At 54.8% G+C, this 11,612-nt stretch carries 8 protein-coding genes and 3 tRNA genes; 7 read left to right on the forward strand and 4 right to left on the reverse strand.

The genetic code is table 11. The features are described 5' to 3' along the window. Positions 1 to 321: 321 nt before the first annotated feature. Complete coding sequence (gene epmA / locus GBC03_07260) at positions 322 to 1,299, forward strand: elongation factor P--(R)-beta-lysine ligase (GenBank protein ID QFS70014.1); 978 nt, start codon at positions 322 to 324, stop codon at positions 1,297 to 1,299. 91 nt (positions 1,300 to 1,390) lie between these two features. Here the strand turns inward: epmA and mscM are convergent, their stop codons facing one another. From mscM to rsgA, 3 genes are all read right to left on the reverse strand, one after another. Then, the gene (gene mscM, locus GBC03_07265) at positions 1,391 to 4,717 is read right to left on the reverse strand and encodes a miniconductance mechanosensitive channel MscM (protein ID QFS70015.1); all 3,327 of its coding nucleotides are present in this window, start codon (positions 4,715 to 4,717) and stop codon (positions 1,391 to 1,393) included. Positions 4,718 to 4,783: 66 nt separating this feature from the next. Next, positions 4,784 to 5,752 carry a phosphatidylserine decarboxylase gene (gene psd, locus GBC03_07270; GenBank protein ID QFS70016.1) on the reverse strand — a complete coding sequence of 323 codons (969 nt, stop codon included), beginning with the start codon at positions 5,750 to 5,752 and terminating at the stop codon, positions 4,784 to 4,786. 95 nt (positions 5,753 to 5,847) lie between these two features. Beyond that, entirely contained in the window at positions 5,848 to 6,924 is a 1,077-nt protein-coding gene (gene rsgA / locus GBC03_07275) for a small ribosomal subunit biogenesis GTPase RsgA (protein QFS70017.1), read from the reverse strand. Positions 6,925 to 7,006: 82 nt separating this feature from the next. On the opposite strand from rsgA, the gene GBC03_07280 reads away from it, so the two are divergent. The 4 genes from GBC03_07280 (at position 7,007) to GBC03_07295 (ending at position 8,222) form a co-directional block, all read left to right on the forward strand. Further along, a complete protein-coding gene (locus tag GBC03_07280) occupies positions 7,007 to 7,552 on the forward strand; it encodes an oligoribonuclease (protein QFS70018.1) in 546 nt (181 codons plus the stop codon). 186 nt (positions 7,553 to 7,738) lie between these two features. Continuing rightward, positions 7,739 to 7,814: transfer RNA gene (locus tag GBC03_07285), tRNA-Gly, on the forward strand. A 99-nt stretch (positions 7,815 to 7,913) separates the two neighbouring features. Further along, positions 7,914 to 7,989 (forward strand) — tRNA-Gly (locus tag GBC03_07290). 157 nt (positions 7,990 to 8,146) lie between these two features. Next, positions 8,147 to 8,222 (forward strand) — tRNA-Gly (locus GBC03_07295). 270 nt (positions 8,223 to 8,492) lie between these two features. Here the strand turns inward: GBC03_07295 and queG are convergent. Continuing rightward, entirely contained in the window at positions 8,493 to 9,632 is a 1,140-nt protein-coding gene (queG, locus tag GBC03_07300) for a tRNA epoxyqueuosine(34) reductase QueG (protein QFS70019.1), read from the reverse strand. Here queG and GBC03_07305 point away from each other — a divergent pair. Next, positions 9,631 to 11,178 (forward strand): bifunctional ADP-dependent NAD(P)H-hydrate dehydratase/NAD(P)H-hydrate epimerase, encoded by a 1,548-nt coding sequence (locus GBC03_07305; protein ID QFS70020.1) that lies wholly within the window; start codon positions 9,631 to 9,633, stop codon positions 11,176 to 11,178. The genes queG and GBC03_07305 overlap by 2 nt on opposite strands. Continuing rightward, a complete protein-coding gene (tsaE, locus tag GBC03_07310; GenBank protein ID QFS70021.1) occupies positions 11,150 to 11,611 on the forward strand; it encodes a tRNA (adenosine(37)-N6)-threonylcarbamoyltransferase complex ATPase subunit type 1 TsaE in 462 nt (153 codons plus the stop codon). The genes GBC03_07305 and tsaE overlap by 29 nt, the downstream gene beginning before the upstream one ends. Position 11,612 lies beyond the last annotated feature (1 nt).

An 11,612-nucleotide genomic window follows, 5' to 3' on the forward strand; every position in this document is an offset into this window, starting at 1 on the left:
ACATTCCTCCAGATTATTGTAATTTCGCCACCACATATCTCGTAAAAGAGCCTGAAAAAGGTGGGTAGCGAACGTGTTTCCACTGCTCCTTTATAGGTACAACAGTATAGTCGCTGCTATGTGCTGGAAATTTGACGTGTTCGATTTTTTTGGCGTGTCGGAAGGGTGAATTATCATTGATTTTGATTAATTTAATTACTAAACCATCCTTCTACGGTTTTTTAACTCTTTAGCCGCGCTTGAGTATTCCTGAGCAAAATTTGTTTCATTGCCGCGTTACGAGTAGACTTCGTGCCCTTGTCTTAAACTGGAGAAAGAACCATGAGCGAAACGGCAACCTGGCAGCCGAGCGCGTCCATACCTAACCTGTTAAAACGCGCGGCAATTATGACGGAAATTCGTCGTTTCTTTGCCGATCGCGGAGTGCTGGAGGTTGAGACGCCCTGCATGAGTCAGGCGACGGTCACAGACATTAATCTGTTCCCGTTCGAAACGCGTTTCGTCGGCCCCGGCCATTCGCAGGGGATGAACCTCTATTTAATGACCAGCCCGGAATACCACATGAAACGTCTGCTGGTGGCAGGGTGTGGTCCGGTCTTTCAGCTGTGCCGTAGTTTCCGTAATGAAGAGATGGGGCGCCATCACAACCCTGAGTTCACGATGCTCGAGTGGTATCGTCCGCATTACGACATGTACCGGTTGATGAACGAGGTGGACGATCTGCTGCAGCAGGTGCTGGAATGCCCGGCGGCGGAGAGCCTCTCTTATCAGCAGGCGTTCCAGCGTCATCTGGAGATAGACCCACTCTCTGCGGATAAAACGCAACTGCGCGACGTCGCCGCGAAGCTGGATTTAAGCAACATTGCCGACACTGAAGAAGATCGCGATACCTTACTGCAACTGCTGTTTGCGATGGGCGTTGAGCCGCACATTGGCAAGGATAAGCCGACGTTTGTTTATCACTTCCCGGCAAGTCAGGCATCACTGGCGCAGATCAGTACGGAAGATCACCGCGTGGCGGAACGTTTCGAGGTCTACTTCAAAGGTATTGAACTGGCGAATGGTTTCCATGAACTGACGGATGCGCGTGAACAGCAGCAGCGTTTTGAACAGGACAACCGCAAGCGCGCCGCGCGCGGATTGCCGCAGCAGCCTATCGATAACAATTTGATCGAGGCGCTAAAGGTCGGCATGCCGGACTGCTCGGGTGTTGCGCTGGGCGTCGATCGTCTGGTGATGCTGGCGCTGGGCGCGGAAAGCCTCGCGGAAGTGATTGCTTTTACGGTTGATCGTGCATAACGCGTTCTGATGTGATGAAAAGCGGTGCGTTGTGCACCACTTTTCATCTCTACAAGCCCGTTCCGTCTGCCCTGCCGGGTATGACGAAGACTTACAAACTCCCCGCCGGGCGACTTCTTCTGCCGGCAGAACTGAGCGTTTTCCCCGTTTGTCTGCCATTCAAACTCTCCAGACGCATCTGGAACGGTGGGAACGGCATATCGATACCGTGCTCGCGGAAGCCTGCCAGAATCAACTGGTGGATTTCATGGCGCAGCGGCATACGGTGACCCATCTCGGCGGCATAGATACGCAGCTCAAAGATCTGGATCCCTTGCTGGAGATCGACCAGGAAGACTTCCGGTGCCGGGTTGTCGATCACCAGTGAGCAGCGGTGCGCGGCGGTCAGCAGGATCTGCGTCACCTCTTCGCTGTTCACATCGGACGGTGCCGGAATGGTCAGCACCACACGCGTCACGGAATCGGACAGCGACCAGTTGATGAACTGCTCGGTGATAAACGCTTTGTTCGGCACGATGATCTCTTTGCGATCCCAGTCGCTGATGGTGGTCGCGCGGGTATTGATCTTCGTTACGCTGCCGGTCAGATCGCGAATGGTCACCGTATCGCCAATACGAATCGGTTTTTCGAACAGGATGATCAGGCCGGAGATAAAGTTGGCGAAGATTTCCTGCAAGCCAAAGCCCAGACCAACACCGAGTGCCGCCACCAGCCATTGCAGTTTTGCCCACTCAATCCCAATCATCGAGAAGCCCACCAGACCGCCAATCAGCATCAGCAGGTACTTGGTGATGGTAGTGATGGCGTAGCCGGTACCCGGCGTGAGATCGAGGTGTTGCAGCAACGCCAGTTCGAGAAGCGCAGGCAGATTACGCACCAGTTGGGTGGTGATGATAAACACCAGAATGGCGATCAGCACCGCACCCAGCGTAATGGGCTCTAAACTTTCGACCCCCTGTACCGTAGAGGTGACGTCCCACAGCGAGATGTTTTCGAGGAAGCCGAATGCGGAATGAATTTCCGACCACAGCACAATGACCGACAGCAGGGCGATCAGCATCAGAATGGAACGTACCAGACGTAGCGACTGGGTGCTGATGGCGTCAAGGTCGACTTCGCTCTCGTCAACGTCAATGGTCCCTTCCAGGCTGGTTGAATGGGCTGGTTCCTCTTCGCCACGCGCGCGCTGGGCCAGCATTTCCGCGCGACGATGCTTGGCGCGGTCAAAGGCCAGTCTGCGGCGTTGAATGAGCATCCAGCGGCGAATGACGTGGTAAATCACCAGTAGCAGGAACCAGATGGCAACGGAGGTTTCCAGTCGCGCCAGCAGCGCCTGCGATGTCGCCAGATAACCCACGGCAGCCGCCAGTATCGCGACCACCGGTGCGCCAATCATCAGGTTCCACAGCATGCTGTTCACAATATTATCGCCGCTGCCCTCTTTATCGAGATAGAGCGGAATGCCGGCTTTTTTCAGGCTCAGGGTAACCAGCGCCAGCGCACCGCAAATCAGAATAAAGCACAGACGACCGAGTGAGCCGGAGAACTCACGATCGTTCAGATTATCGAACATGATGAGCGCCATGATCAGCGGCACAATAAGCCCGATACTCATCAGGTAATAACGCATTGCGCGTGACACGCGTTCGCGCGGCCAGCCGAAGTGGGCAATAAACAGGCCATTTGGCCGGGCAAACGCCGCACAAATCATCACGACCCACAGCAGCGGTACTGTCGCCGTGACGCCATCGCCTATCGCAACGGCAAGAGGATAAGGCCAGGCTTCGCGCAGTCCATATCCCAGCGTCATCCACAGTACCGGCAGCGGAGAGGCCACCAGTATCGACCAGAACACGGTACGCAGCGTGAGCCAGAAGTGGTCCTGCGTCACCTTGCCCACTCTGGCGGCGGAACGTTCCAGAAAACGGGTGAAGTGGCGACGTGAGTAAATACTGAAACCGACCAGAATCAACGCGCCAAACAGCGGTAGCAGGGTATCCCTGCTGGTCAGCATCATCAGACTGGCCTGACCTAACTGGCTGAAGGTGTCGAGTGAGATCAATCGACGCAGATCCTGCACGATATCTATCGGCCACGAGAAAGACATTGGGCGAACATCAGAGGTCCAGAACAGATAGCGGTGGGTCGCTTCGTTCACCTCTTTCAGCGCATCCTCAAGCTGACTATTGGACACTTTCAGTTTGGTCAGCTCGAGGATTAACGTGTCGCCGCCCTGTAACAACGAATTCAGCAGTTCGCGTTGGGTGCGCAGCTGCGCTTCAAGAATACGGTTTTGTTCCGCAGTGAGCGGTTGTCCGTCCGCCTGATGGAGCTGGCGCAGCTGAGGCTGTTTGTTGAGTTGATCTTCATAGCGCAGACGCTGGACGCGCAGTTGCGCCATTTCGGTATCCAGCTGCTGGGGTTTAGGCATTTCCGGCAGACGCGCCACCTGAGCGCGTAACGCTTCGCCCAACAGGTTAGACGAACCTAACCACTGCGACTGTTCGCGAAGTGTCGTTAATGCCTGACGTACCTGCTGAGTCTGACTGGCGGCCTGACGTTGCTGAGAGGCGACGAGATCCATGCGCTGAGCCTGCTGATTCAGCGCGGCTGACAGTTCCCGGTTCACTTTGAACTGGGCAACAATGTCCGGCGGTAAATCAGCGCTGTTCTCTGCCAGGAGCTCGGTGCTTTCCAGCGCGCGTTCAGCTTCACGCTGACGCTGGCTGTTGAGCTGATTGCGCAGAGCCTGTAAATACGCATCCAGTTGCTGACTCTGTTTTTCCGCCAGTTCGGAGCGCATACGCGCCAGTTCCTGACGGTTGTTAGCCGAAAGCTGCGCCAGCTCCAGCTCATCAACCAGCGCTTTCAGGCGGGCGGATTCCGCCTGCATACTGAAATTTTGTGCCTGGTTGAGCGGGGTGTTGCCGGTGGCGGTACCGATGCGGCGCTCAATCTCATTGAGCTGTCGACGGGCATCGGTTTGCTGCTGGGGCAGTTGGCTCAGCGAGTCGGCAATCTCACGGGCGCGCTCTTGCTCCTGCTGGGCCTGACGGCTTTTTTCCAGCAGTTGACTGCTAACCTGAAGGATTTCCTGATTCAGCGCATCGGTCGTCATGCCCGGCGACACGCTGCGGGGTTCATCGCGCAGGTTGGTTAACTGCGCGCGCAGACTGGCGGACATTTTCGGGAAGTTATCGATAACCTGCTGGTATTGCTGAACGCGCTCGAGAGAACCTTTGCGTTCATCAAGCGCGTTCAACGCAGACTGAAGGGCTTCGACGACATCGGGCTGGGCAGGCTTTGCGGATTTTGCCTGCTCCAGTTCCTGGGTGATTTGTTTGGCGTCGGGGGCGGTTGCAGCGTACGCCCCCAGGCTGAGGCACCAGGCCATCAGAAACGTTATAATCAGGCGCACAGCAGCTTCCCTCTACACGTCATCATTTAAGCGGCTTGATGCTTCTCGCATGATGCTATGTATGTATTAAGTTTCGTCTTTCTTATCGTCGACCAGCGGACTGGCGTCGTGCTCGGCGTTAATTTCTTCTTCCGGTAACGGTGCAGGTTCCGCTTCTGGCATCACAAACGTTTCGGTAGATATCGCCAGCGGCTGACCAATTTTGGTCACGGAAAGGCTTTCAAGCTGCTCGACCAGATTCACTTTGCCCGGTGCGAACAGATTGATTACGGTGGAACCCAGCTTGAAGCGGCCCATTTCCTGACCTTTCAGCAGTGCAACCGAACCTTCACTTTCGCCCGCAGGCCAGGTCCAGCGTTTGATCACGCCTTCGCGCGGCGGCGTGATGGTCCCTGCCCAGACGGTTTCGATACTGCCAACAATCGTAGCACCGACCAGAATTTGCGCCATTGGGCCAAACTCAGTATCGAACAGGCAGATAACACGTTCATTACGGGCAAACAGGTTTGGGACGTTCTGGGCGGTCAGATGGTTGACCGAGAACAGATCGCCCGGCACATAGATCATCTCACGCAGAATACCGTTGCACGGCATGTGTACGCGGTGGTAGTCGCGCGGTGACAGATAGGTGGTCACAAACGAACCGTTGCGGAAAAGATCCGCCATCAGGTAGTTGCCTGCCAGCAGGGCTTCCAGACTGTAGTTGTGGCCTTTAGCCTGCAGGAGCTTATCTTCTTCGATAGCGCCTAACTGGCTGATGACGCCGTCAGCCGGCATGACCAGTACGTTTGGATCGGTATTCAGCGGGCGAACGTCGTCACGCAGTGGACGGACAAAGAAATCATTGAATGAGCGGTAGCTGGCGGTATCCGGCTTCTGCGCTTCTTTCATATCGACCTTGTAGTACTTCACGAACAGATCGATAACCAGTTTAGTCAGCCATCCCGCTCGTTTGCTCGCGCCCCAGCCCGCCAGGCGAGTGAGCCATAGTTTCGGCAGAATGTATTGTAGCGAAAGTTTAAATGAGTTTAACAAGGTAGCCTCCAGGCCATTGTTTTATCGTTCCTGATCCGGCGTTCGCACCGGATCCTGAAAAAGGGGGACGATTCTAGCGATGCTTAGCTTAGTTGTCAGTCATCGGTATCAGAAAAGTTTTTACGCGTTTTTACCTGCGACATACTTTCAAGAATACGGTGATAATTTTCGAAACGGGTTTCCGCAATTTTCCCGTCTTCAACGGCAGCACGGATGGCGCAGCCTGGGTCTGCGTCGTGCTTACAGTCACGATATTTACACCGTCCCAGATAGTCATGAAATTCGACAAAGCCGTGGGTGATTTGTTCCGGCTCCAGGTGCCACAGACCGAACTCTCGCACGCCAGGGGAATCAATGACATCGCCGCCATGCGGGAAGTGATAGAGACGGGCAGCGGTGGTGGTGTGCTGTCCCAGACCGGAGTTGTCGGAAACATCGTTGGTAAGAATGGCTTTCTGCAGCCCCAGCAGCGCGTTGAGCAGGCTGGATTTGCCGACGCCGGACTGGCCAGCAAAGATGCTGATACGCCCTGTCAGCGCTTCTTCCAACGGTTTCAGACCATCCTGAGTATGGCTGGAGACCATCAGCACGCGATAACCGATATGACGATAGATATCCATCTGCTCATTCACAAAAGCGAGGCTTTCGTCATTCAGCAGATCGATTTTGTTGAGCACGATGATGGGTTCAACCTGCAATGTCTCGCAGGCCACCAGATACCTGTCGATAATATTGAGTGACAGCTCCGGTAAAATCGCGGAGACAATGACAATCTGGTCGATGTTGGCGGCAATCGGTTTTACGCCATCGTAAAAGTCCGGGCGCGTCAGTACCGAGGTACGTTCATGTACCGCCTCGACGATGCCTTTGACGTTGACACCTTCCGCCGCCGTTTTACCGGGACGCCAGACCACGCGGTCGCCGGTTACCAGCGAACGGATTGTGCGACGAATATTGCAGCGATGAATTTCACCGTCGGCAGATTCGACGTCGGCGTGCATGCCAAAACGGCTAATGACGATACCTTCAGCGGTCTCGCCAAACAGGTTGTCATCGTAGTCTGGCTTCTCCTTAGACGTTTTAAGACGACGCTGGTGATTAGCGTTCACGCGGCGCTGTTGGCCTTTGGAGAGTTTATTTTTACTCAATCGTACTGGCTCCTGGTCGCCCATGTTGGGCAAAACATCTATGATACACACAATTCTAGATGAGAGTAGTCACACTGAATGTGACGTATGAGGGGTGGAAAATAGCATGAGTGCCAATGAAAACAACCTGATTTGGATTGATCTTGAGATGACCGGTCTGGATCCCGAGCGCGATCGCATAATTGAAATCGCCACGCTGGTCACCGATGCCAACCTGAATATTCTGGCAGAAGGGCCGACCATCGCTGTTCATCAGTCCGATGAACAACTGGCGCTGATGGATGACTGGAACGTGCGTACCCATACCGGCAGCGGGCTGGTGGAACGTGTGAAGGCGAGCACGATGGGCGATCGCGAAGCGGAACTGGCGACGCTTGAGTTTCTGAAAGCGTGGGTGCCGGCGGGTAAGTCACCGATCTGCGGGAACAGCATTGGGCAGGATCGCCGCTTTTTGTTTAAGTACATGCCGGAACTGGAAGCGTATTTCCATTACCGCTACCTGGATGTGAGCACGCTGAAAGAGCTGGCGCGTCGCTGGAAACCCGAAATTCTGGACGGTTTGAGCAAGGAGGGATCGCATAAGGCGATGGACGATATCCGCGAGTCGGTGGCGGAACTGGCTTATTACCGTGAGAACTTTATAAAGTTGTAAGTTTGCTACCCGACAGGCTTGCACTGTCGGGTTTTTGTCGCTAAATTGTGCAGCCTGCTGCTTAATTAATCACTTGAACCTGATTTCAAAAAAATCGCTTTTAGAGGGGTTGCAGGCGGGAAGATTTCTCGTATAATGCGCCTCCCGTAACGACAGAGAATTACACGTTACGACAGCAACAAATTTGCGGGAATAGCTCAGTTGGTAGAGCACGACCTTGCCAAGGTCGGGGTCGCGAGTTCGAGTCTCGTTTCCCGCTCCAAAATTTGAAAGTGCTTGTTTAGCACGGACCACCCAATCGCAGGATTTCGAATTGCGACAAGGCAGTCAACGCCGTAGCGGTTCGAAAGACAAAGATTATGCGGGAATAGCTCAGTTGGTAGAGCACGACCTTGCCAAGGTCGGGGTCGCGAGTTCGAGTCTCGTTTCCCGCTCCAAAATTTGAAAGTGCTTGTTTAGCACGGACCACCCAATCGCAGGATTTCGAATTGCGACAAGGCGGCAAGAAAACGAATCCTTGAGAGCTTACAAAAGTAAGTGACTAAGGTGAGTGAAAGCAGCCAGCACCGTAGCGGTTCGGAAGACAAAGATTAAGCGGGAATAGCTCAGTTGGTAGAGCACGACCTTGCCAAGGTCGGGGTCGCGAGTTCGAGTCTCGTTTCCCGCTCCAAATTTCTTATCTCCAGAAAATCAACCACAGTACATTTTTGTATTGGGGTCATTTTATTTTGCCTTTGTCACATTCTTGTGAACAGAGTTATCCACAGCTTAAGATTTTTCTTTGGAATAATCAGATACTTCGCCGGGTGAATAGTTTTTCTTTAACTGTCTGAAATCATAGTTAAAATTAAGATTGCAAATTGTTAATGCGATCACTTGACGATTTTCTCGTTCTTGAATAGCAATGTGTTTTTATTTTTATTCACAGCCTGTGGAAGATTCAGGCGTCCCGCGGGAGTCCCCTCTCGATAGCGTTGACCAGTCGCCTTTGCTTCGGGGATTGCACGTCAACCACGCAGGCGTTTCGCTTCGCGATTTGCTGCGCGACAGCCCATTCAATATGCTCATCAAGAAGTGGGTGCTCACCCCGACGGCTTTCCAGCGCGGAAAGGGCGGCGTCACTCCAGGGGGCATTGCCGAGGGCGACAGCAATATTACGCAGCCAGCGCAGATGACCAATACGGCGAATAGCCGATCCTTCCGTAATTTTTAAAAACGTTGCTTCACTCCAGGCAAACAGCTCAATCAACTCGGGCGCATGAAGTGCCTTGCGTGGGCTGAAATCGTCTTCGCTGGTCAGGTATGAATAGCGGTTCCACGGACAGATCAACTGGCAGTCATCACAACCGTAGATCCGGTTGCCCATGAGTGGCCGCAGGGCTTCAGGGATCGCGCCTTCCAGTTCGATGGTGAGGTAAGAGATGCAGCGACGTGCATCCACCGTGTAAGGGGCAACAATTGCACCGGTCGGGCAGGTGGTGATGCAGGCGACGCATTTCCCGCATCCTTCCTCCACGGGATCGTCAACCGGCAGGGGTAAATCAATCAGTAACTCACCGAGAAAGAAAAACGACCCCGCTTCGCGGTTCAGGATGAGTGAGTGCTTACCTGTCCATCCAAGACCGGCTTTTTCCGCCAGCGGGCGCTCAAGTATGGGCGCAGAGTCGACAAAAGGTCTAAAATTCAGCGTGACACAATGCTGCTGAATCATCTCGCCCAGCTTTTTGAGGCGGTTACGTAAAAGCTTATGGTAGTCGCGCCCCAGGGCATAGCGACTGATGTAGCCCTGTGCGGGGTTTTTCAGCGTACTGGCAAACGCGGCGTGGGCGGGAAGATAGTTCATGCGCACGCTGATGACGCGTAGCGTGCCGGGCAACAGCTCATGGGGACGCGCGCGCATCATGCCGTGGCGCGCCATCCAGTCCATTTCGCCATGGTATTGTTTGTCCAGCCACGCCTGCAGTTTGGGTTCGGACTCGCTCAGGTCGGTATCGGTAATACCGACCTGCTGAAAGCCCAGTTCCAGCCCCCACTGCTTAATTTTTCGCACTAACTGATTGAGATCGAGGGGCTCTGACATGACGGACCATACAATGAAGAAAAACCCCATCAGTATACCACACTCCATCTGGCCCGCCGATGACATCAAACGACTGGAGCGAGAGGCCGCCGACGCGCTAGGGCTCACGCTGTTCGAGCTGATGCTGCGGGCGGGTGAGGCGGTGTTTGATGTGGCTCGAGAGTCCCGGCCTTATGCCCGGCGCTGGTTGGTGCTCTGCGGTCACGGTAATAACGGTGGCGATGGCTACGTGGTGGCGAGGCTGGCGAAGGCGGCTGGGATTCTGGTCACCTTGATAGCGCAGGAGAGCGACAAACCGCTCCCCGAGGAAGCCGCACAGGCGCGAGAGGCCTGGCTGAACGCAGGCGGTGTTATTCATTCCCCGGCGATCGCCTGGCCGGAAAATATCGACCTGATTATTGACGCGCTGTTAGGGACTGGGTTAACCCAGGCGCCGCGCGAACCGTTGTCTACGTTAATCGAACGGACAAACGCCCATCCTGCACCTGTTGTCTCGATAGACATACCTTCCGGGTTGCTGGCACAAACGGGAGCGACGCCCGGTGCGGTCATCAGGGCCGAACGCACGGTTACCTTTATCGTCCTGAAACCGGGCCTGCTGACAGGAAAAGCCCGTGATGTCACCGGGCGCGTCCATTTTAATTCGCTAGGACTGGACGACTGGCTGGCGGGGCAGGATGCGCCGATTCAACGCTTCGACGCCTCGCAACTTGCGCACTGGCTCTCTCCGCGTCGTGCAACGTCGCATAAAGGCGATCACGGTCGGCTGGTGGTGATTGGCGGCGATCACGGTACGGCAGGCGCGATTCGGCTGGCTGGCGAAGCGGCGCTGCGTGCCGGGGCGGGACTGGTACGCGTGCTGACGCGCAGCGAGAATATCGCCCCGCTGTTGACCGCTCGTCCCGAACTGATGGTGCATGAGCTGACGCCGCAGTCCCTTGACGAAAGCCTCGCATGGGCGGATGTCATCATCATTGGTCCTGGGCTTGGACAGGCGGAGTGGGGCAAAAAAGCGCTGCAAAAAGTCGAGAATTTTCGTAAACCGATGCTCTGGGACGCGGATGCGTTGAACCTGCTGGCAATCAACCCCGATAAACGTCACAATCGCGTCATCACACCGCACCCGGGAGAAGCCGCGCGGTTACTGGGGTGTTCTGTCGCAGAAATTGAAAGCGATCGCTTACATTCTGCTCAGCGTCTGGTAAAACGTTACGGAGGTGTTGCGGTGTTGAAAGGGGCGGGAACGGTAGTTGCCGCACAACCAGAGGCATTGGGAATTGTCGATGTCGGGAACGCGGGCATGGCCAGCGGCGGCATGGGCGATGTGCTCTCCGGTATTATTGGCGCATTGCTCGGACAGAAGCTTACCCCGTATGATGCAGCCTGTGCTGGCAGCGTGGCCCACGGTGCGGCGGCAGATGTTCTGGCGGCGAGCGTAGGTATGCGCGGTATGTTGGCAACCGATCTTTTTTCCACGCTACAGCGTATTGTTAACCCTGATGTGATTGACGTTTATCATGATGAATCGAGTAATTCCGCTACCTGACGAACAGGCAACATTAGACCTGGGACAACGGGTAGCCAAGGCCTGCAATGGCGCGACCGTTATCTACCTCTACGGTGATTTAGGTGCGGGTAAAACCACCTTTAGTCGGGGATTCCTGCAGGCGTTAGGCCATTCCGGTAATGTAAAAAGTCCAACCTATACGCTGGTCGAACCCTATTCTCTCGATAACCTGATGGTCTATCACTTCGATCTGTATCGTCTTGCCGATCCCGAGGAACTCGAATTTATGGGGATCCGCGATTATTTTGCCAACGATGCCATTTGCCTGGTGGAATGGCCACAACAGGGTAAAGGTGTACTCCCGGACCCGGATGTCGAAATACACATAGATTACCAGGCGCAAGGTCGTGAGGCGCGCATCAGTGCTGTCTCCTCATCAGGTGATTTGTTGCTGGCGCGTTTAGCCGGTTAAC

Origin of the sequence: Citrobacter telavivensis, assembly GCA_009363175.1 — a bacterium.
Taxonomy (GTDB): Bacteria; Pseudomonadota; Gammaproteobacteria; order Enterobacterales; family Enterobacteriaceae; genus Citrobacter_A; species Citrobacter_A telavivensis.

What these genes read in the sequence shown, in the direction of transcription:
- rsgA (QFS70017.1), bottom strand. Translation starts at nt 6,924, where the DNA reads ATGGGCGACCAGGAGCCAGTACGATTGAGTAAAAATAAACTCTCCAAA.
- tsaE (QFS70021.1), top strand. Translation starts at nt 11,150, where the DNA reads ATGATGAATCGAGTAATTCCGCTACCTGACGAACAGGCAACATTAGAC.
- queG (QFS70019.1), bottom strand. Translation starts at nt 9,632, where the DNA reads ATGTCAGAGCCCCTCGATCTCAATCAGTTAGTGCGAAAAATTAAGCAG.
- GBC03_07305 (QFS70020.1), top strand. Translation starts at nt 9,631, where the DNA reads ATGACGGACCATACAATGAAGAAAAACCCCATCAGTATACCACACTCC.
- GBC03_07280 (QFS70018.1), top strand. Translation starts at nt 7,007, where the DNA reads ATGAGTGCCAATGAAAACAACCTGATTTGGATTGATCTTGAGATGACC.
- epmA (QFS70014.1), top strand. Translation starts at nt 322, where the DNA reads ATGAGCGAAACGGCAACCTGGCAGCCGAGCGCGTCCATACCTAACCTG.